19 protein-coding genes and 2 pseudogenes are annotated in these 22761 nt (G+C 38.8%); all 21 read right to left on the reverse strand.

Features of this window, described 5'->3' with window-relative positions; all coding sequences use genetic code 11:
- Positions 1-129: 129 nt before the first annotated feature.
- Positions 130-4686, reverse strand: a complete 4557-nt coding sequence (locus HX13_RS18455; protein ID WP_410493157.1) for an Eco57I restriction-modification methylase domain-containing protein — start codon at positions 4684-4686, stop codon at positions 130-132.
- A 175-nt stretch (positions 4687-4861) separates the two neighbouring features.
- Entirely contained in the window at positions 4862-5296 is a 435-nt protein-coding gene (locus HX13_RS24815) for a toprim domain-containing protein (RefSeq protein WP_238555491.1), read from the reverse strand.
- Positions 5289-5969 (reverse strand): hypothetical protein, encoded by a 681-nt coding sequence (locus HX13_RS18460; protein WP_050022269.1) that lies wholly within the window; start codon positions 5967-5969, stop codon positions 5289-5291. The genes HX13_RS24815 and HX13_RS18460 overlap by 8 nt, the downstream gene beginning before the upstream one ends.
- A 69-nt stretch (positions 5970-6038) precedes the next feature.
- Positions 6039-8126 (reverse strand): hypothetical protein, encoded by a 2088-nt coding sequence (locus HX13_RS22855; protein WP_050022270.1) that lies wholly within the window; start codon positions 8124-8126, stop codon positions 6039-6041.
- Positions 8127-8188: 62 nt separating this feature from the next.
- Positions 8189-8899, reverse strand: coding sequence for a hypothetical protein (locus tag HX13_RS18470; protein ID WP_050022271.1), 711 nt, complete (start codon positions 8897-8899; stop codon positions 8189-8191).
- A 12-nt stretch (positions 8900-8911) separates the two neighbouring features.
- Entirely contained in the window at positions 8912-9358 is a 447-nt protein-coding gene (locus HX13_RS26140; RefSeq protein WP_050022272.1) for a M23 family metallopeptidase, read from the reverse strand.
- Between the two features lie 40 nt (positions 9359-9398).
- Positions 9399-9797: a hypothetical protein gene (locus HX13_RS18480; RefSeq protein WP_128572500.1), complete on the reverse strand. Its 399-nt coding sequence runs from the start codon at positions 9795-9797 to the stop codon at positions 9399-9401.
- Between the two features lie 4 nt (positions 9798-9801).
- Complete coding sequence (locus tag HX13_RS18485) at positions 9802-11790, reverse strand: type IV secretory system conjugative DNA transfer family protein (protein ID WP_050022274.1); 1989 nt, start codon at positions 11788-11790, stop codon at positions 9802-9804.
- A complete protein-coding gene (locus tag HX13_RS18490; protein WP_128572501.1) occupies positions 11790-12149 on the reverse strand; it encodes a hypothetical protein in 360 nt (119 codons plus the stop codon). The genes HX13_RS18485 and HX13_RS18490 overlap by 1 nt, the downstream gene beginning before the upstream one ends.
- A gap of 12 nt (positions 12150-12161) precedes the next feature.
- A pseudogene (traN, locus tag HX13_RS18495) lies at positions 12162-13032 on the reverse strand (conjugative transposon protein TraN).
- Between the two features lie 4 nt (positions 13033-13036).
- The gene (gene traM / locus HX13_RS18500) at positions 13037-14248 is read right to left on the reverse strand and encodes a conjugative transposon protein TraM (protein ID WP_050022276.1); all 1212 of its coding nucleotides are present in this window, start codon (positions 14246-14248) and stop codon (positions 13037-13039) included.
- Entirely contained in the window at positions 14245-14595 is a 351-nt protein-coding gene (locus tag HX13_RS18505; RefSeq protein WP_050022277.1) for a hypothetical protein, read from the reverse strand. Before HX13_RS18505 ends, traM begins: the two co-directional genes overlap by 4 nt.
- A gap of 2 nt (positions 14596-14597) precedes the next feature.
- Positions 14598-15212: a conjugative transposon protein TraK gene (gene traK, locus HX13_RS18510; RefSeq protein WP_050022278.1), complete on the reverse strand. Its 615-nt coding sequence runs from the start codon at positions 15210-15212 to the stop codon at positions 14598-14600.
- Positions 15213-15248: 36 nt separating this feature from the next.
- A complete protein-coding gene (locus HX13_RS24830) occupies positions 15249-16037 on the reverse strand; it encodes a type IV secretion system protein (RefSeq protein WP_238555493.1) in 789 nt (262 codons plus the stop codon).
- Positions 16003-16497, reverse strand: coding sequence for a hypothetical protein (locus HX13_RS24835; protein ID WP_238555494.1), 495 nt, complete (start codon positions 16495-16497; stop codon positions 16003-16005). The genes HX13_RS24830 and HX13_RS24835 overlap by 35 nt, the downstream gene beginning before the upstream one ends.
- 1 nt (position 16498) lies before the next feature.
- Positions 16499-17329, reverse strand: a complete 831-nt coding sequence (locus HX13_RS18520) for a hypothetical protein (protein WP_050022279.1) — start codon at positions 17327-17329, stop codon at positions 16499-16501.
- Positions 17330-17333: 4 nt separating this feature from the next.
- The gene (locus HX13_RS18525) at positions 17334-17999 is read right to left on the reverse strand and encodes a hypothetical protein (protein WP_050022280.1); all 666 of its coding nucleotides are present in this window, start codon (positions 17997-17999) and stop codon (positions 17334-17336) included.
- A 6-nt stretch (positions 18000-18005) separates the two neighbouring features.
- On the reverse strand, positions 18006-18728 hold the full coding sequence (locus HX13_RS18530) for a hypothetical protein (RefSeq protein WP_050022281.1): 723 nt from the start codon (positions 18726-18728) through the stop codon (positions 18006-18008).
- A gap of 10 nt (positions 18729-18738) precedes the next feature.
- Positions 18739-19305 (reverse strand): hypothetical protein, encoded by a 567-nt coding sequence (locus HX13_RS18535; protein WP_238555495.1) that lies wholly within the window; start codon positions 19303-19305, stop codon positions 18739-18741.
- Positions 19306-19364: 59 nt separating this feature from the next.
- Positions 19365-22473 (reverse strand): annotated as a pseudogene (locus tag HX13_RS26480) (TraG family conjugative transposon ATPase).
- Entirely contained in the window at positions 22445-22759 is a 315-nt protein-coding gene (locus HX13_RS18545; RefSeq protein ID WP_050022283.1) for a DUF4133 domain-containing protein, read from the reverse strand. Before HX13_RS18545 ends, HX13_RS26480 begins: the two are co-directional and overlap by 29 nt.
- Positions 22760-22761: the final 2 nt, after the last annotated feature.

Raw genomic sequence — 22761 nt, forward strand, 5'->3', positions numbered from 1 at the left:
TTCCATAGATTACATTAAAATGCATATCATTCAATAAACTTATAAGATTAAGATTATTATTGTTTTCATAATTTAGTAGCATTAGCCTTTTTAGATATCGTTGTTAATTTATCTCTCTTTTTCTTCCATCTACCTTTTTCTAATAATAGTCGGCACATTATCCAAATTAATTTTTTTTTCTTGATCCAAACTTATGTCTAAGGACTTTTTAACATCCACAATATTTGCAAAATTCACTATAAGTAATGGACTATAAAGGGTTTTATTCTCATTAGCTCTATCTCTTATATGATCTTTATCCTTATTAGTTTTCAGCTGTTCTTCTTTTTCCATCTTATATTGAGAAATTAAATTACCTTTTATCTCCGGAAGCTCTTCCAGTTTTTTATCCAATTCAGCTATTTTATCCTCTGTAGCCTTGGTTTGCTTCTCAATTTCTGTAACATTCACCCCTTTTTCAGCTAAATGGCGGATTGCTTTTTGAACTTCTTCTTTTGCTAACTCTATCGTTTTTTGGTAAGATGGAAGCTGGTTTTTCCAATACTCTGAGTCCTCTCCTTCCTCTTTGGAGTACCCTAAAATCCTGTTATAACTATACTCTGCTTTGGTCACTCCCTCCTGAACTTTGATGAAATCCTCATATTTCCTTAATACAAAGGCACTATCCGCAAGGTGTTTGTTTTTCTCACTTTCTATCCGTTTTTTCATCAGTTCAATCTCAATATTAGCCCTTGTTTCCGGATTGGTAATAATTGATGTCTTGAGTTCCTGAGTACTGATATCCGACACATCCAATACATCCGCTCCTTTTTTCAATGCTTCTAAATATCTTGCCTGCTTAGCCTGCAATTTTTGAAGCATAAAGACATCAATGCTGTCATTGGTCAGCATAAAATTGACACGGATATTTTCATTCCTGTTTCCTTGTCTCCATATTCGTCCTTCCACCTGCCGTAGAGAAGTGAAATTATAGGGTAAAGAAAGGAGATACATATCGGTTGTGTTTTCCTGAAGGTTCATGCCTTCCTGAATGGCTTCGCTGCCGATAATTACTTTTATTTTTCCAGAATTAAAATCATCCTGAATCTTTAGCCTACCCGGTTTACTGGTTGCTCCGGTAATCACTCCAATTTCATCAGGTTTATAGCCAATTTCCTGTACAAGATATTCTTTAAGCTTTGGAAATTCCGCAACAGCTAATTCAGAATAAATAATTTGCCCTGAATCCGGAATGTCTGTTTTATTCTGCCGGATCAGCTCCATCGTCTGCCTTAGCTTCGGGGAATTCTCAATAAATTCCCATATTGAAGGCTCTTCTCCATCATAATAAGGTGACAAATACGGAGAAATGGCAATCAACCTTGCATTAAGGATATGGGTAAGAATCGCTCCTTTCTCCGTTTCACTAAAGCTTTCATTAAGCAAATCATATTGCTCTTTCGTCAGGTCATTCTGTTCAATCTTGTATTCTTTATTGATTTTGTTGGGACGCTTCAATTCTGGGTTGTCTTCTTCTCCTTTGATGTCAATGAATTCAGAAAGCAGCTGCTGAAACAAAGAATTATTCTTAAACCTACGGACATTCGCTTTGAATTTCACATCACCTTTGGCATCTATTTCCATATCATTATCCGCCTCCATAAATGTTTCAAAAAATGTATTGACATTGAAGTAGCCGGACTCTTCCAGACGTTTATTGGCAATCAGGGATAAAATCGAATAATATTCTAAAGGCTTATTGGTGAAAGGGGTAGCGGAAAGCAGTGTTACGTTTCTTCCATCATTCTTGTCCTGAATGTATTGTGCTGCCATCCATGTATTGATTCCCAATTTGGAAGTCTGCTGGTTCTGGCTCCTGAAATCCGATGCAAATCTCCGGTCTTCTACTCTAACTTTTCCGACAATATGATTGGCATTATGGACTTCATCATAAGTAAGATGGTCAAAGCCAAAATCTTCCCAATCATAGATTTTACCACGCTTCATTTTTCCCTCCAGTTCTTTTCCTTTCTCCAGTTCTTTCTGAAAATCCCTTTCGCTAATGGAATTAACACTTTTTAGTTCACTTTCTGAAATGTAAGAAAACCTGGAAGCCAGCTCCTGAGTAATATTTTCAGAAAAACCGATATTATTAAAGCCTTCATAGGTAACTATGGTAATCTCTCCGTCCTTGTTATCAAACTTTGAGAGATCATAGTCTTTACCCAGGTTTCCCAGTATATTCACTTTCGCATGAGGAATGGTTTCAAAAATTGTTTCCACCCATTGTTTGAGAATACTTTCGTTCGGAACAACAATTAAAGGTCTTTTTGCATTTCCACGCTCCATAGCTTCGTGCATAGATAAGATTCCTGATAAAGTTTTCCCAAAACCAACCTCGTGAGCTAATAATCCAACTCCTTTTGTGGTTTGTCTTCCGATTCCTGCTTTCTGAACCTCGGTTAGTTTTAATTCTCTTCCTTTGAAATTAAGATGAATTTTAGAAAAAAGAGGGAATTTGGAATAATCAGGAACATGAATATTATTATAGTTTCTGTTAAAGTCTTTTACGAAACGTTGTCTTAATTCATCCGATAATTCTTCTCTCAAAAATTTATAAAACAAATCGTTAGCAGCAGCTTTTCTCCTCTCACGGACGAGAGCATTTCTTTCTTTATCGCTTCCCGTAACTGTTTCATTATCCACAAAGCCTCTGACTTCCCACGACGATGATCCCGCAAAGGCATCACTGGGCAAACTGCTTACAAAATCCTTAAATTTTTCTGCAAGTGTATAATTTTCCGTAACAGGCTCTGTACTTTTTGTACTTGAATTATATCGTAACCTTTCAATAGTCCCTAAATTAAACTGATGAATGAATTCATGGTTAGGGCTGATATAAATTTCATCAAGGGATTTAGGCTTGGGTAAAACGCTTTCTAATAAGAATTTTTGCTTTTCGTATTGATTTTCCGTTCCCCCAACAGCATATTTATCTGTAAAATCTCTTTCCAGGTGTTCCAACTTTGCATAAATATTCCCTTCAGCATAGTAAAAGTCATGTACCCATTTTCCATCTATGTAGTTGGCAAATTGATAATGCTTTCCTCGATTATGTAAAGTTCCGTCATATGAGGTATCTCTAAAGGCTTCAATCTGTGCCTTAGAAAGCTCAGAGCTGTTTTGAAGTGAGGTATTTACAATATCATCGGATTTGAGGAATTGATACTTTAGAACTCCTTTTTTAAGCTCCGGTTTGGTCTGAATTCTATACTCCGTATTTTTTTCATGTTGGGACTGAATAATTTTCTCCGCTTTTTGGAGGATTTCATCAATTAGGCTTTGATCGAATTTCTTTGGCTCGCTGGCAATTTGGGATTGAATCTTCGTATACTTCTCAATCTCCTTTACAACTGCCGGAGATTTGAATTTTACAGAATTAAGTGATGAAAGTACTTGTTCCACTTTTCCCCGGACTTCAGTAAGATTTATCTCACCAAGCTCAGAATCTTTAATTTTTTCCGGTTGAACCATCGAAACCTTATTTTTTAAGGTGATTTTAGGTTCTTGTTCAGCTTCCAGGAATAAATCTTCAAAGAGATTCCCGATTCTTTCGGTTTCTTTTTTGCCCCTCAGCTGCTCAATTTTTAATAAAGCCTCCTCTAAATTTCCGTGGACATAGTTTTCCTGACGCCCAAAACGGTTGGTTTTTTCCCGGGTTTCACCCAGAATTTTTTCAGGATTGTTTTCAAAATAGTCGGAGATATCCGTTGAAATTTTCAGAGGGTCTTTCTTAAGAATAATGATATCCGTACCAATACCGGTTCCGGCAAAAGCACCGCTAGGCAAACGGAATCCCTCTACGAGCTCGGCATTTTTCAATTGGTTTTGCCTGTTTAACCAACCTGACGGAAGCACCATTGCCAGAATCCCACCGGGTTTTAAAGAATCTAAAGAGCGTTTAACGAAATAATCTTCATATTTTAAGATTTTGGGCTCTTCGCCCAACCCTTTGTACAATCCCCGATGATCACCATAGGGAGGATTACCTATAACCAGATCATATTTTTCGGAAAATTCTTTTTTGCCACCTTTCTCATCAATAAATTCAGTTTCAAAGGAACGCAGATGGATATCAGCTTCGGGATGAAGGATTTTTGCTATTCTGGCTGTGGTTTCGTTGATTTCAAAAGCCGTAATACTTGTTTTTATACCCAAGTCTTTTGCAGCATAGAGAAAGTTTCCCGTTCCTACACTCGGTTCCAATACTGAAATTTCCTGATGGTTTTTAAACCGGTCTTTGATTAAATTGCGGACAGCGTCTACAATCCTTGAATCGGTGTAGTATTCATCTAAAATCCCTCTGCCTTCTTTCGTTGTTCCACCGCTTTTGAACTGGCTGCAAATACCTTTCAGCTCATCTGTAGGGCTAAGATTTTCATTTAGAGAAATTTTGTCATTCCCCGAAACAAAGCAAGCTGCGGAAACCACTTCCGCAACTTGCTCATTGGTCAGCTTCTGACCTCTATATTTTGAAATGAGAATATCTAAATCCTCATTATTTTTATGGGATAAATCTAATCCTGATCTATTGGATAAAGCTCTCCCGGATACGATTCCGCCCAGGGAATGTTTTCTTCCTGCATTTTCTTCATCATTTTGCGGTTGTGTTCCGTCAACGGATCTTCCTTCTCCTCTGCTTCCCAAATTGCTCCACCCTGTGCCTGCAAGTCCATTTCCAGCATGGTTGCTGCCCATAGCTTGTCCTCGCGGGTGATTTCCGTTTTGCTCGGATTGGCTTCTTTGGAGAGATTCTCCAGAATTTCGTTCAGAAAGTTGGGATCCCACGTGCTGAGTGTTGGGAATTCCGTTTCGTTTATTATTAAGGTCTGCATCTTCTGAATTTTTTGGTTCGACTAAAATAGTATTTTTTATTTTGAAGACCTAGTTTGTTTTCTAAATACTCACTTAGGCTTTGATTACCGCTTTCTGAGATTCCGTATAAGGGACGAATGTCCTTTATATTTTTATTATTCAGCTCAGTAAGTATTTTCAGTGTCATCATATTTCCCGTTCTGTCACCATTCAGGCAAAGGAATATTTTACCTTCATAGTTCTGATACCTGTTCATAAACTTTTTGGTATTTGCACCGGAATGAATGGCAACAAGGGTTCTGTTATTATTCTGATTATTTAATTTCAGCAGTTCCAGGAATGAATCCCTGTCCTTACTGCTGTTAAAAACAATCAGTTCATTTTTATTCCCTTCTATTACGGAAATATCATCGATGTTATATGTTAGCTGATTTTCATTCACTTTCCCGTTTTTTTACAAAATGATTAAATTCAAATAGTTCTTTCGCAGTATCATCCCAGTTTTTTCTGGGCAGTAATTGGAGCGTTACAAAAACGTCATCTTTTTTATTATAGGAATCAATACGTTCCAACCGTCCATGATAGTCTTTTTCGGCATGTCTGTACAGCGAATAAGGTAAAATAGTGTCTGTCTGATAGATGTAAAATCTTGTGTACGTCCAGGGAGAATTAATCTCAAAACGTTTGTATTTCTTATGGAATACAACTGTGTCTGGCAGGTTTCTTCTGTTCCTGTAGTTGGGAATCCATTCTTTTGAAAACACAGCTCCCCCTTTCTTTTTCCAAACCAATAAAGGCTGCTGTTTCCTGGAAAGATCAGAAAAGATGAGATTACGTTCCATCAGGTTAATAGGATAACAGAGTGAATCCCTGATATAATACACCTGTCTGTTAATTTCAGGAAATGAAAGGTCCGGAACATATTCTATAAGCTGATCGTGAGAATAATTTATTTTCGAGACATGAAAACTCTGCATATTGTCCAATCCCTTGGACGCATCAAAATAGACATTGGAAATCAAATCAATTCCGCCTTTCTCGGATTTGATTTCTTTGTGACAGGAACTGATAGTGAAAAGAAAAAGCAGGTATGGCAGTATTAAGTGTATTTTCATATGGATAGATTTTAAAAAAGCGGCAAATCATCATCAGACTTACCGCTTTCAGATAATAGGTAGGAAATTTTATCGTTTGATGCTTTGCTCTCTTACATTAGCTTTATCATGTTCCCTCTCATCTTCCAAACCCTGTAAAGGTTTGTTGGTATTGATCCTGTTCATATCCATATCATATAGGTTCAGGTTTTTATATTGGGGGTTGAGAACGGCTTTTCCTTCCACGATCCCATCTTCTAATTCAAACTTCACCTTAACCACGTTGCCTTTTTCCAAAGATTTTATCGTATTCTCCTTATATTCAGGCTTATCAAATACCAGATTGGACTTTTCTACAATTTCAGCGGTATCAATACCATAGTTTTTATAAAAATTCTGGAAATTATAATTTCCTTTCTCGGTTTTAGGCTCTTTAAAATCGAGCTTGACAAAGGCAGGTTCCATCTGGTCTGTTTTCGGATTGTGAAATTCTATTTTCACGGAACGTCCTTCCAGAAGATTAACGGCCTCTTTAGCAGTAAAGGTGCTTTCTTTGCTCACATAAAAATTGTGGGAAAAACTTTCATTCTTTTCATTTTTCAGTGTTGCCTGGTAAGAATTAAAGAAAACACCTCCATTTTCGCTTTTATTGAATTTCAAAACAAAGTCTACGGTATTTCCGGGCAGCGCCTTATCTGAGACCGTCTTGATTTCAAACTGCTGTTTGGGAGACTCAATACCTTTTTCCAAATCTTTGTGAAGTGTTGAATCTTCACCAAAGCCAAGGTATTTTAACTGGTCTTTTAGGTATTGAACCTGATCGAATTCTTTTGTTGTTTCCATAATGTTGGGATTTTGATTGTTATTAATTGATTTATGATGAATCAGGGCCAGAAGTCTTTTTATTTCGCTATCAATAAAAGACATAGCAATGATATCATCGTTCACTTGTTCTATTTTATACTGTTCTTTCTTTAGCTTTAATAGATTTTCTAATTCGCCATCTGACAGATTCATTAATTCACTGCTGCTATACCCTTCGATGGTAGTTTCCACATGGGGATTATTTTTTCCCATTTGAGGGGACGATGTTATTTCATACGTTTTCCTATCGTTATTAGCATGAATTACTGACTGATCTGTATTAATGGGCTTAGTTATTGATTTAGCTTCCGCCGAAAATTGAGTTGAAAGGTCATGCACTAAGACTTTGAATGCATCCGGTGCTCTTTCGACATTGGATTCATGGATCATATGAATATCAAAATGGTACTGATCAAAAACTGAATAAGCATTTTCTAAAAAAAGGTTATATTTTTCTATCTTTACCTTATAGGATTCCTTTGCTTTCTCATAAGAAGACTCTCCCCTATCATAAGAATCATCTCTGAAGTCGTAGAAATTAGGCTGTAGTGGTGGTTCTGTAAAAATGTATGTCAGAATCTCCTTCTTTAACAGTTCATCTGCATTTTGAAGAAATAATGCCAGTTCCAACGTCTTAATAGATCTCGGATGGGTAAAATCAAACATACTTTCCTGCTCATTTTCATAATATTGAGTAAGCATATCCTTGAGTTCATCAAGCTTCAATGCTCTGTTCTCTGCAATACCTAAATTCTCTTGTATAACATTTCGAGTACCGGGATCAAAGCTTAGATTATCTTTAACAGATTCATTCCTGATATCTTTTGTCATTGCTTCACCGGTTACTGATTCTATCCTTTCAGGATAAGAAACATTCATTTCATTTTTAGAATTTTTATACCCAAGAATCGCTAAAAACTTGATTTCTCTCGCCGTAAAGACTCTCTCACCATCCTGAAAAAAAATTTCAGGTGATGTATTTTCTTTTTCTTTTACAAAATCTTTATAAGCCCGGGTTATAGGAGTAATATTCTTATCATACCAGCTTAAATCATTTGTTGTTCCCATAATGTCTGGATTTTGATTGTTAGTAATATGATCCTGCAATTGTTGTTGCCCTAAATTGATGGGTCGTAAATCAAATGGTTCGGCATCCAGTCCGTAATCAAACGTATAGCCGATAGCTTCGCATTCTTTCTGAAAAATCTCACAATCATTATAATCAAGTCCCCGGTACGCTGCTTTTTCCTGCCATTTATCACAGACCGCCTTCAATTCTTCCTGAAGAAGGCTGTAATCTTCAAATAAATCCATTTTAAAATTTTATTTTGAGATTTATATATTCTGAAACAGTTTATTAGAGGCATCCATAGGATTTATCTTCTAAACCTTCGTTTTTCTTCTCGCTCCTGCTCCTCTTCTTCTCTCATTCGGTTGGCATCCTGATAGAGATCAGGATCATTTACATTCAAACTGATATCAGATTTTTCTTGTTTTTGAGAATCATCATACTGTCTGGCAAGAATTCCATCAACTGTATCTATCTCTTTAGAGATAATATTCAAATCACTGGTAATTTCTTTAGCGATCTCCGGCGGAACTTCCGCTTCCAATTTATTCTGGATGAATCCTTTAAGCTTTAGTAACTCATTTTTATATCGCCTAGTTTCAGTTGCATCTCTTAGATCAGCAATAATAGCCGTCAACTCTGTTGTATGCCTGATGAAATCAAACTCGACCACTTTGCCGGTTTCCTGATCGAAAATAAATGCTTTCTTTTCAAGCGTCGGAAGCTCCGGTGGCAATTTATTTGAGAACCCCTTGATATCGGAGTATTCTATTCTTGTTTCACTGTTTTTAAGGATTTCAGGAAGGCTTTTATCCCTTTCCAGGAAGATAACTTTCAGCTGGGTATTATTATCCGTGAGCTGAAAAGTTGCCCGGTTTTTATCGTTGTCAGCGACAATGGTGTATCCCTGTAGGAATCTCTGAATATCTTCTGCACTTAGTTTTTTAGAAAATGTATGGTCTTCACCAATAATTCCATATTTTTTCAGTTCGTCTGTAGGTAAATTGCTGTTTTTCATTGTTAATTTATTTTAGTAGGGTTTGTATAGAGCCGTATCGTTATTATGATAAGCTGCCATGAGATGAGTGGCTTTTATTAAATCATTTAAAAAATGAGCAGGGTTAATACTTTGTCTAAATTCTTTCACCGAAAAATGCAGGTGAGGTCCTGTTGAATTTCCGGTATTTCCGCTTCTTCCTAAGATAAATCCGGCTTTTACCCTTTCTCCTACTCTATAATAAATTTGAGACAGATGCAGGTAAGCGGTTTCAAAGCGGTTAAAGTGTCGTATTTTAATATAATTGCCCCCGCCACGCGGATCCCAGCCTGCTGCCGTTACGATTCCGTCCATGACAGAATGTACATTTTCATAATATGCTTTCAGGTCAATACCGCTGTGCATTTTCCGGGCTCCGGAAATAGGATGAACCCGCGTACCGTAAGAAGAAGTGATTATCATCTTACCCGCTAAAGGCATAACGATTTTTGATAAAGATCCTTTAGGTTCCTCTACAAAATCATATAAAGCCTGAGAACTTTTGATTTTTTAAAAGGTCTTTTTTCAGTTCGGCTCTAAGCTTAGTGGCTAGTAGTAAGGAATCTCTCATTTTTTCGTATCGTGCTTTTCTGTCATTATTCTCTTGACGATATCCTTTCATAAGGGTTTTCAAGGAATCCAATTCATTTTTTAAATCCGTCTTTGTCGTCGTTTTGAAGATTCTCTCCCAGAAATTTTTTCTATTTTTTTGCTCAGGAGAGTTCTCTTCTTTTGCAGTTTCTATACGGATTTTATTTTCCGGCTTTTGGGCCTGTACAAGTGTTAATGTATTGAATTGGGCAAACGTAAAGCTGCCTGCAAACAGAAACATTGCAACTATCATCCTATAAATCCGGATATCAATTACTTTACTCTTCATAACATTATGCTTTTACTGATTCTCTGACGATTAACTCCACTTCCTTATTGATTTTCCTGAAGTTGGTCATTAAAACTTCTTCTTTGCGGTTAACTCCTGCCTTATCAACAAAAGAATAATAGCTAGGCATGGGCGGAAGTTCCGCTTCCTCTTTTTTAATACTTTTCATATCCAGGTTGATTTTACCGTTCACAGCGGAGGTTTTGTATTCTTCGGTATCATTTTCTTCTCCCTGGGCAATCATTCCTACCATTTCTCCAGTTTTGAGTGCCGCTATTTTTCCGGCGGGAATCATATGATCCATTTTCTCATTGATGCTTGTCGTCGTACCCTGCTGGGAAATGGACTGCGAATACGACTTCTGCTTTATTTTTCCAAACAATTTTTCGAGCCAGTCCAGCGTATTTTTATCCCTTGCAGAACCGGACAGGATATTTCCGACAATGGCAGAAATGGTATCTGCCACTTCTTTTTTGTAGAACTGACGAAGTTGTGGAAGTTCCTGAAGCCCGAGCAAAACAGCAACCCTGTTGCTCCTTGCCGTAGCCACCACATTGTCTATCTTGTGGATATAAATGGTCGGAAATTCATCGGCAATGATTCCTCCGGGGAGATTGCCTTTTGAATTGATCAGTCTTAAAGTCCTGTTGAGTACCGAAGAATACAAAGCGGAGTTGATATCCTGAGTTCCCGGGTCTGATGCTAAAATAACAATGGAAGGATTGTTCCGGTCTGTTATTTTGAGTTCCACTTCATCCCCTGAAAACACCCAAAAGCTTTCTTTGGTAGCCAGTCGCGACAGGAAAATCTTCAATGTTCCTACCTGCCCTTCCAATTGGTCAAAAGCCTTGTTATCATAGGCTGATTTAAAAGGCGATAATAAAGAATACAGTTCTTCGTGACCGAAAAGTGTATCAAAAATTTCTTTATAGCTACGGTTCATAAAAGAAAGAATATGAGGCAGATCCGAATACTTTCCGTTTTCGTGGGTCGCAAAAAAATAAATACAGGATGAAAGGAAATTAATAGCCGATTGGGTAAAGAACTGGTCAGCACCGCCTCCGGAACTGGTACTGCCTTTTTGTAAAGAAGACACCATAGCTTCAGCCATTTCCTGTGCTTCTGCTAATGTTTTTACATATTCTTTTTTGAAAGGGTTGACTCTTTTGGATTTCTCCACTTCATTCAGGTTAATAACATAAAAATTGTAATTATAACCTGATTCCTTACTTTTTTTGAATAAATAGTGGTAATAAGCGATCTGCGCTAGGTCGGGAAACTTAAAATCGTAAATTATCAGACAAAATCCTTTAGCTATCATCTGCCTGATCGCGGGATTGATCACTCCAAAAGATTTACCGGAACCTGGCACGCCAATCACCATCGTCCCCCGGAAAGGATTAATATTCATCCAGCCTTTATTACTTTTTCCTTTATACCGAAATAAATAGGGGATATTAATCATCGTGTCGGATTCTACTAATTCCTGATTCTGGTCAAAGGATTCTTCCTCGACATTCCATCGGTCTTTTCCCATTTTCTGCTGCATCAGCTTGGAAATGCTGTCAGCACCCATCTGAAGGATAACCGCTCCCAAAAAAGAAAGAAAAGCATAAAGCACCTGGTAGAGATTCATTCCCGGAAAGACTTTAGGAAGTAAAGGATTTCCGGCTTTACGCTCCCAAACCAAAGAAGAAAACATCATCAGGAGTCCCAATACCATAGGAACTACTATTTCCATAGTAATATTAAGGTCTTTCTTTTTCTTAGCCTTTGTTCCAATAGCCACCAATCCTATCAGAATGAGTGTCGCCAGTTTAGCATGGACAGGAGGATAAATGAAGCTCATTCTGGAAAAATTCTTCAATAAGTTAGAAACCACCGGAATATTGGCATGCAGATAAAATAGCGATGCACAATCCAGCGCTACCACGGCATATACCGCCTTCTGAAGGAAGCCGTAAATCCTGATCTGATGTTGTTGTTCTTGCATTAGGAATAGTTTTCAAAAAAATTGTCCAGTGAAGGCTCCTTCTCAGACTGGTTATGATGATGCAGCTTCTGCTGTTGCAATTTTTCATGATGTTCCAGTATTGTAACCAGATCAGCCTTCAATACATTCAATTGGTCAATAACTTCATGTCCTCTTTTTTTAACCCTTTCGATCATACGAGAGTAACTTTCCTCTTCAGACATTTTCTCAAACTCATTTTTAAGGATTAATAATTGCTCATAATCCTTTGCATATTGGTTCCATTTTTTTCCAATAATGATGAGACAAACACAGCAGTATACGGTTGCAATTAGCATGAGTCCATATACTATAATCGCGATAGTTATAAAATTGTCCATAGTATTAATTGTTTAAAAAGTATCGGCTTTTAAAATGTCCGAATAATTTATTTTCATTTCGATGGTTCTTCCTGAGAGCTGCTCTTCGATCAGGCGGATCATCATCACTTTAGAGTTCGGGTAGGTAAATTTTTTTGAACACATAGATATTCCGGAAATTCTTCCTGAAATGCTTCTGAGGGTTCAGCTGAAATAATGGGGTCATCTCGATACTTTGGTTGTTGGTCGCTTTATGGATCTTTTTATCTTCTACGGAGAATTTCAAAGCTTCGATATCATAACTTAAGTTGGAATTGTTTTTAAAGGTCATATCCAGGAATATATAGTCGCTGATGACATAGACATTATTAAGCTGAACATTGAGTCCAAGGTTCTTCTCTTCCCGGATCGGATTTTTTTCTGATTTTTTCTGAATAATATCCATCGCAAATTTTCTCAGCTCAAGATTGGAGAAAACCATTTTATCAAATTCTATGGGCTGCATCTCCTCCGGCTGAATATGGATATTGGTAACGGTATTTAGGTTTTCAGGATTTCTGTAAATGGCTTTGTACTGGGCAATAAAAGACTGCCCCACCACCGTGATAATGCCGAGGTTCGGCTTCCATTTTTCCTGGGTTCCATATCCTGACTCTTGTGTCTTGGCTGCCGAATCTCTTTCTACAATTTTAACCCGTGCAATCTGCGTCGAAGGTAAATCCCCTGTGAGCTGTTGGGTGGAGAGGTCCACATATTGAATGGGTTCCGGAGAAATGATATGAAGACTGATACCTTCGGTAATTTCGAGTTCCGGTAAATCCGAAATAATCTGTTCTTTAGTGGCTGTTTGTGCCGTAAAAAGTTGCGTTATGAAAATCAGGAATGTGTACAATATGGCTTTCATTTCTTTATTTTTTTTGTTGGTTTTGTGAATCTTTCAGTTGTTTTTCGTCAATCAGAAATACATAAGAGTTGTATTTCAATTTGGCCTTGTTGGTTTTAATCAGGTTAGCAATAGATTTGGAAGTGGATGTGAATAATTTGGAGCCGATACTGGTAAAAAATCCCTGTCCGCCCATATCCATCTGCGTTCCCTGTACGGAGTTGCTTCCCATTTCCCGGATCATATCCCGGAAAATGCTCTCTGGAACATAGAGCCCTTTGCTTCCATCGACATCGTAAACCGATAAGTTGACCGGATAAATTTCTCCTTTAGTGAATACAGATACGATACTGAGATTCACCCTTTGCATCGCAAACCCTGAAATCTGCCCATAGAGTATGGAACCTTTGCTGAGCTTTTTGTTCCCCACAAATATGTCTTCCAATAATCTCAGCCGGATCCGACTCCCCAAATATCCCTTGTTGTTTTCATCAATGACCGCTTTGATAAAGCTGTTTTCCTGTTCTTTGTAAAAAGCATTGAACTCACTGTTGATCCCTGATTTGCTGACATTGAAGGTCGAATTCAGGAATTCCTCCATTTTTTCTTTGTTGGCTTTGAGCCTTTCCTCTGCTGCCAGCTTACTTTGGTATTCCGGGTCTCTTGCTTTTTCCAAAGAATCCATGACCAGCATCTGCTGTTTCAGGTATTTGACCGGATCAGGGTTTTGCTGATGAGTAGAGGTTGCTTTTGAATGCTCCGAAGCATAGTCACTTTCCGGTTTGCCATAAGATTTATCGTTCAGCATCCGGATAATTTCTGAAGACCGTTTGTAATCCCGGTCATCATTCTGCTCTTGTTTCGGATTATAGTAAGAAGATAAATTTCCTTTCGACTGATACCCGTTTTGTCTTCCGGACACCACTTTGAGCGAATCTATTTTTCTCTTCTGAGCTAATGATAACTGGTCTTCGTAGCTCAATAGGCTGTCCTTTTCTTTCCCCAACCCCTCGAGCATTGTCCTGTTATCTTCTTTTTTGAAGAATGCATCATAGGCGTCATTTTTACTCATAATCGAATCCTGCGAATCACCAAGGGAAAGAGAGAGTTCTTTGGGCTTGTCTTTGGGCTGTTCTTCTTTGGCAAACTGGGTTCCTACATAGACAAAAAGCAGCAGAAACGGTAGTGCCAAAAGGGGCAGGATGTATTTTTTCTGTTTGAAATCAAGTTTTTTCATTGAGTTTTTAATTTTTGAAATTGGTTAAACAAATATTCAATCCTCAGGCTGTCCCCATTCTGTAACTGTTTTTGGTCTCTTTTCACTTTTAAAATCTTAAGCTCTTCCACAATCTTTTTGATCTCTCTTTCATTGTTTACAGTGGGGCCCTGAGCCATCTGGCTTTTGGAATAAAGGACAGGTGGTTTAATGTTAAATACGGTCTCGCTGGGAAAGAAAATTCCCTGTATCAGAGAACCTATGAATGACACTGACAAAAAAATCATCGAATAGGCAAAAAACTTTTTCGGGTGATGGACAATCCATTGCAGGCATTTCTGTCCGGCTTGTTTGAATGAAGTATTCATGGTTAGTAAGAATTTTTGGTTTGATTGGAAATTTCTTCATTATCAAGGATGCGCCAGTTTGTAAGCATTACTCCATGTGGGTTATTGGGACTCCGGATAATGTCCTCAAAGAAACCCTCAGTAATAAGCTTTCGGGTAATGACAGATGATTTTCTTGTAATCATCTGCTTCCCGAAAAAGGAGAATTTTTTTTGTTCCAAATCAAGCTTAACCGAATCGGTATGAATGCTTACCATGGAACTGGAAGCAATGATCTGGTTATAAAAGCCTTTTTCCCTGAGATTGGTGTATTCTTTCTTTCCGCTGTCATCAATGAGATACAATGATTTCTGGATATTATCCTTGATGTAGGTATCGTCAGGCGCCAATGTGAAAAATAACCGATGGAACAGTTCAATCTGGGCTTTATATTCAACGGGCCTGTTGAGTAAGACATCGGTTTGCTTTGCCAAGACCGGTACACCATTATCCAGAATGTAAATGGATTTTCTGGAATCTTCAATCATTTTATAGGCGAAGAAAAAACCACCGATAACAATGAAAACGGCAAAGGCAATAGCTGAAAGTGAAACGATCTTATTCACCTTGATTCTTTGTTCTATATTTTTGATAAGCATTTTTATTAAGATTTTGAATTAAAATGGCAGGAAATCCTATTTCCCGTTTTTCATTGCCTGCTGAACTCTCCCCGATGCAGAACCTGCCGCAGCAGACTTGGCAGCTGTTGCAGCCACAGAAGCACCTCCGGTTTTAACAGCCAGAACAGCAGTTTTAGCACTGCCCGCCATTTTGCCTATGGCACTTTTCATTTTGGTCATGGCTCCGGCTCCTCCTGCTGACACAATGGTATCTGCAATCGTAGGGGTCATCAAAACCCCAATCCCGGTAACGATATAAGCTACGCACGTAAAAAGCTGGTTATAAATCATTCCCGAATTAGTTACATAGACCAGTAAGGCATCTAAATTGGTCACCGTTCCGTTTGTTAAAAGGGTGTCATACCTTTCTATTTCCATCATATAGCCGGAAGCGATCAGCTGCTGGCCAATATTGATGATGGTATACGCCACAAAAGTGTAGAGATTGATATTGATGAATTTGGAAACCCAGTTGTAGAAGGAACTTTCAAATCCCGGAACAAGAGCCATACCCACCGCAATCGGCCCTAATATAATAAGGATGTACGCCCAGATCTTCTGAATAAAGAAAATCAGGTAGACACAAATTCTTAAGATAGAAAGGCAGATAAACTCAATCACTTCAGCCACCAATTTTTGCATCTGGAACTGCATCCTGATCTGCCATTCCTTGATGGGCTGGATAAGTTTATCTAAGCCCTCACTGATATCAAACCACGAATCATCGGCATCCTGTCCGGTATTCTCAATAACTTCCTGCTTGGCATCTTCATCTGCTTTCAGCTTTATAACAGCGTCTAACAATTGCTGTTGTTTTTTTGAAGCGCTGCACCCGAAGATCATTAACCTCAGATTCTATATCGCTGAAAATGCTGATTCCCGGTTCTGCAATGGCTTCAAAGGGAGCCTGTATCAGATTGACAAATCCCGTCCAATAGATCAGGGTGAATCCGATCAGGATTGGTTTCAGCATCGGGGTAATCTCCCACTCCCGGTCCCCGGCTGCCATCTGCCATCCCATGTATCCGAGGTACATCAATGCCCCTAATCCGCCAATGGCTTTTCCAACCAATGCGGCATCATTAGCATTGTCCTGAACACTGGTATCCAGCTTGGTAAAGACCTCCATGAACCATTTCTCAAAAGCTCCGTCGCCTTTCAGGAACTGAAGTAAATTACTGTAATCACCATCGGTCTGGGCAAAACCCATTACCGGCAATAAAAGTGTCAGGAGACAACAGCATAAGGTTACTGTTTTATTCATTTTAATATCGATTTTTATATTTGAACATGATGTTTTGAATAACCTGCCTGTCTGATGCAGGACTCCAGGCTGTAGGCAAAGCATAAGAAGAATGATTTTTCAGGATATTTTTATAATCCAGAAGAAGGGTCGTTTTGTTATTATGTTTCCTTAATTCCTGAACAAATTTTCTCCAACGAAGGAGGGTTTCGTGATACATCAGGAAGCGCTTTCCTCTCGGCATATCCATAGACCGGGACATCGCAAATTTTTCTTTAATGAGATCCAGCTCCTGTTGAAGCCTTTTTAATGTTCCTATACTATTAAGCGTTTCATAAGTTTGCTGGTCTTTCAGCCTCCATTCTATAAAATTTTGTGGGATATCAGGAAATTCAGTAATCGGTTTGAGCATCCGTTTATAATACAAGAGCCAGAGAGGATCAGCATCTACGGTAGCAGAAGTCCAATGGGCAAAATCCTGGACACTCCTTTTATAAATGGTATCGGAAGCTGCTTTTATTTTTTTTGCTTCTTCTTCCTCGTATTTCACTTCTGCAAATCGCTGATTTTGTACTCCCGTAGGTTTTAAGGGTCTAATATCATCTCCATCCTTATAATCCCTGTTGATTTTGGGAGCCCACATCCCCCATACCGTGGCATAGGCAAAATTGGTCTGAACTCCCAGGAAGTATTTTGGGTAAGGACGCCAGTCTCCCCAGCTTTCAAAAACCATTCGCTTATGCTGAGCGACAATGGCAGGGTCATTGAGGCGTTTTACACTCAGTTGTGCGGAAACGACAGCAGCTACAAGCAAAAATTGCAGCCTGATTAATTTTATAAATAAATTTTCCATTGTTTTAGTTAAAAATGTATTTGTATTTCTGAATAATGTCTCCCACTATGGCTCTGTCGATATTGATGTAATTCCTAAGTACAGGGACCTGATAGAGATAGGGGATCTTCTTTACATTCTGTAGCCGTAAAATGATGTAGAGAATATTGCCGTTGATATTCCTGACCCTTGTCAGTACCTTTTCAATGAGCATTTCCCGATCCATAGCATCCATCAGAAAATCTTTGTTTTCATTCAGGATATCCTGCGTTACCTCTTGTTGGAGCTTCAGGGCTTGTTGTCCTATGGCCGCATAATATTTTGAAACCAGCGCGGCATATTCCGGATGCTGCACAGACAAATCCAGCATGGTTTGGGAGTTGCTTACGATTTTTCCTAAATACTGATAGAGGTAGATGAGCTTTTTACTTTGGGTAAGGGCTGAATTGACATTTTTAAGCTGCTGGTAGATATATTCCTGAATGGCAATCACCTGGGCCGTTTTATTTTTAATCTCGTTATAGAGCTCATTTTGCTTTTCATAAGAGTCCAAAAAGGCTTGTTCACTCCCTAATCGAACACCATGATTAACAGTAATCTGGGATAGCAGTTTATCATTGATCACGATCTGCTGGCTTTTTACGCAAACCGCAGAAAACACTAAAATTCCGAAGGTTAGTATATTTTTCATTTTTTATTAAAAGGATTTAATGTTCTTCATAATGTTTTCCACCACTTGCTTATCCCTGTTGACGTAATACTGGAAAGCTCTTTTATTGCGCAGTACCTTGGCTTTAATATCCCGTATCTTGAGCAACATATGGGTTGAGTTCCTGCTCAGGGTTTTGACTTCGCCCAGCGCATAGTCCAATAAAATCTTGCGTTCCGATTTTTCCATTTGATTGATGGCTCCGTAAGAGAGGATAATTCCGGTGATTAAGCGGAGTACCATTTGTAAATCATCCACATACTGTACTCCGGAAGGCAAGACAGCTGCAATGGAGTAAGGCGCAGTACTGATTTCATCAATAATGGCAGCCTGGTTTTGAGTGATCTTACCAATCTCTCGGCTCATCGCAACTCCTGTTGGAACTGCCTGCAAGGCAAATGAAACAATCCTTAGCCTGTCCTGTATTTTAACTACCTTATCCTTAAAGCTGTTCCACTCGTTTTTATTAACCGTTTCAATACCGGCATTCAGGGCCTGGTTTTGCCGCATCTCCTTTTGTCGGTCATGCTCTTTCATCGTGGCATTGATTTCCAAATCCATCATCGGAAAGGAAACATTTTCTTTTTGCCAGGCGGGTGTAGAGCTGCCTCCGGAAGATGTGATTACGATGTAAACCATCGGAAGGAATACGCTTAAAATTAATTTCCTTTTGCCTCCATACAGTCGGCGAATCTCATTCTTCGATTTCATTTTAAAAACTTTAAAAGTTGCGTTTGTATCGGTTCATGATATCTTCAACAATTGCTTTGTCCGTATTGATATAGCCCGCAAAGGGATTAATGGAGTTCCAGAATCCCAGCCTGTTTGCTTTTTCCAATCGCAGCTTGATAGCCAACAGCCACAGCTTTAGATTTTTTACGTTTCCCGATATGTTATGCAGGATCTTATAGCGGTCTCCTGCCGTAGCGAGGTTCAGCTCTCCTGAAGCCAGGATGTCTGATACATCTGTTACGATTTTCAGGCTTTGCTCATAGGTTTTTTGCGAGGCTTTAACCCCGAAAATGGCGTACTGCGGATGCGCGGAAGCCAGTTGAACAACATCCGAAGAATAACCGTAACATTTATTGAGTTCCGTATAAATCTCTTTTACCTGAATCCCATTTTGCAGGGTTCCGGAAACTTCTTTCAAACCTTTGAGTATCTTATTCTGGATATCATTGGCGGCCACCATTTGGGTTCCCACCCATGTCTGGGCATCTTTCAGCTTGGAGGTTTCGTCGATGACTTCATTCTGCTTGGCTTTCAGGTTTTCTGAATACAGGATCATCGCTGCCGTTACGGTAGGGTCTATGTACGTGTTCTGTGCACATAGTATAGTCCCAAATCCTAAAAAAAATAAGCTAAAACGTTTTCATATGCATGAGTTTGTCTGTTGATTAATTCTGAAAGACTGATGTTATGATCTTCCAATTCCTGGGTAATGATTTTGAAGATATTTTTACCGTGGTTAACCTTCCGGTTCTTTAGTCCGTGGTAGAATGCAAGGACTTTTGAGTCCAAAGGCTTCTGATAGAGGTTCACTAAGGAAACCATGCTTCCCATATCATCCCCGAAGCTTTTCACTTGTTCTACAAAAATTTCTAAGGCTTTATCGTAGTTTCCATACTGCTCAACGTAGTATTCAACAGCCGACTTCTCTGGTTTTTCCGTGGTGTAGGTCAGATATTGCTCAAGCGCCACTTCGTTGCCGTATACTTCTCCTTTAGAACCACGTTTGAAATAAAATTCCTTGAAGCGGCTTCTCCCGAATTTATTGTTGAGATTGTTGATCGTGAAAATCTTGTTTTGCTCTACTTTATTCAGAGATAATAGAGATGCTATCCGATCAAAATTGTCTTTGAATTTGGTCTGATCCAAAAGGATAAACGTATCGGAGTTGTTGATAATGCTGTCTTTTACGACGGCATTTCCGATAATATCGTCCAGTTCCTGGGTAACCACCACTGCTTCCCCCCAGAATTTCCGTACGGTTTTATACAAATACAAAATGTATCCTCCCATCAGCTTACTGGCGATAGCTTTCCATGCTTCTTCGATGATCAGGGCTTTGCGACGGTCTTTTCTCAGTCTCATCTTCTGGATGAAAGTGTCCATAATGATGAGTGTTACGATGGGGAAAAGTTTTGGGTTCTCCTTCACGTTATCAATTTCGAATACAATGAAAGGCTCATTAAAGAGGCTATTGTCTCCTTCATTATTTAGGGTTGTCCCGTAGCGTCCACCTTTGTAAAAATCCCTTAATACAAATAGAAATGTCCTAAGATTAAATTCCGTCTCTCTGATTTTATGCTTTTTATTATTCAGGTAAAGAGGCAGGAATTTTTCGCAATATTCATAAAAGCCGTTGAAGGAAAGTTCTTTTATAACAAGCTTCTCTTCCAGCTCCTTAATTTTTTTAATCAGTGCTTTCCTAAAGGATTCATTCCATTCTTCAGTGTCTTTGGGCTGCTGTATGATTTCATTAGCCTTAGTAAAAATCAGCTGGGTTTCATTATAGGCTTTACGCTTTTCCTGATCACTCAGGGTTTCATAAGCTTCATAGATCGTATAGAATTTCTCGCTGTCATAATCAGGATTATTCAGGTTTTTATCCGGATGGTATTCAATAGCGAGTTTTCTAAAGGCTTCCTTCACTTCATCAAAGCCGGCATCGAAGGCTATTCCCAGAATATCATAATACGTATGTTTTTCCCTTGACTGCTCTTCGTACGATGCATAAACATCTTCTTCGTGGATATTGTATTTGCTTAAATAGAGAATGAGCTCTTCAGAGGTTTTATTTTCATACCACCTCGTTCCCGAATTAAAGTACTGGTGGTAATACGACATCAGGACATTATCTAATATGGATTTCTGTGCGGAGGACATCGTAGCATCAGCTCCCTGCCAGATCAAAAAGATTAGGTTAGTTAAAAACTCTATTTTTTTCAATATTAAATTCTTTCTGATCCATCAGGAAAGGATTCATCGTAATAGGTTTTTCTTCCGTATACTGGATGTATCTTCCGCCTTTATATTTGCAGGTTCCCGAGTAGGAATCTCCGGTATCCACAATGACTACATCATAATTGTAAGTGAGGTATTGCTCCACGATATTATTCATTAAAAAGCTTTTGCCTGACCCGCTGGGTCCCAGCACAAATTTGTTACGGTTATTGATTCTTCCGGTTTTCATCGGTAAATCCGAGGGATCTACTTTTAGGGGAACGCCTTGCCGGTTGGTAAATCTGAGGTAGAAGCCACTTTCTTCGTTCACGGGGTTGCTTTCTTTAAAAAAAAAAACATAAACGCCGCTTCGCTCGTCGTCATAAACAGATCATACTCCCTGAGTTCTGTGGCGTTACCCGGTAGGGCTGCCCGGAAAAGCTCCAGCTGGTTATAGGCATTCCTGGAGACAATAATCCCTTTGGTAAACAGCTTATTTTCAATCTGAGACTGGATGTTTTCCATCTTTTCCAAAGTGTTTGTTGAAAACAGAATAGAAAAATGGGCATTAACAATAAGCTGGCCGTCTATGGCGATATGATGAAGCAGGCTCTGGATTTCCTCAGCAATAATGGCATTGGATGGAGAGTTATTTGCCGCTCCTTCGTGCTTTTTCTTCTTTTTGTCCAGTTCCCTTTGCTGTTGTGCCTGATGTGGAATAGTAATGACCTGGTTATAGATAATCGTTTCATAATCTTCCAGTTCATTGATGAAGGTAAAATTATCCACTGCTGTTTCGGCAGCGGCCCCGTTACCTCCCAGAATGGAATAAGGTTCAATTTCAGAAGGCAGGTCAATGTTTTCCACATCGACATAGGAAATATTTTTTACAAAGCGATTGCCTATTTGCAAATATTCATTAGTACTTCTGATATTGTCAAAAACCGGGGTACCCGAAAACTGCATGGATAAGGCTCCGGAAATATAATACTCAAAATCTTTCTCAAATAGAAATTCCGGTTCACAGTCATTTTGCTTTAACAGCATAAATACCTTCTGGCATTTGTCCCGGAGTTCTTTATAACTCTTTTCTGTTATATTGCCACCAGTCGCTGACCGGCCGTTTTTTTTTATTTTTATCATGAATAATATCCGTAAACAGTAATACGGTTTCAATGGTTTTAAAAAGTCTTCCGTCAAAATGCTCGGAATATTTCTGTTGGAGGAACTCCTTGGAAGGCTCGGCTGAATATTTCTTTTTTGAGAAAATATCAAGCTTCTGAACAATTCTCCCTTCCCCGATGATGGACACCACCTGATTCAGAACCGTATGAAAATGGAGATAATAATCCGGGTCTGCCGAATATTGTTCCACCATATTTCTGATTCTGATGCCAATGATGGGGTTTCCGTACTGACCGAAAAGAACATCAAAATCCCAATGGTGATCTTTTCCATAATCATACCCGATGAAAGGAATATTAAATGCCTGTTTTTTTGTTGTTGCCATGCTGTAAAAATCTTTTGTTGTTCAACCTTTTAGGGAAAATGAAAATCTGATCGAAGTTTTTAGTTTTATCGTACAAACCGTGCTTATCCTGTCTTTTGAAAATGAAATAAACCCCGCCTCCGGTGGCTACAAGCCCCAATAAAGAGCCCAGTAATCCAAACCTGGATAAGATGAGCGCAGCTATGACTCCGGCTCCGATAACACCCACCGCATAGAAAATATATTTTCCCTTGAGTCCGAAGAATACAAGAGGCTTTTTGAGCCCCTTGTAGAGGTAGAATCCCATAG

Origin of the sequence: Chryseobacterium sp. P1-3, assembly GCF_000738495.1 — a bacterium.
Classification (GTDB): domain Bacteria; phylum Bacteroidota; class Bacteroidia; order Flavobacteriales; family Weeksellaceae; genus Chryseobacterium; species Chryseobacterium gallinarum.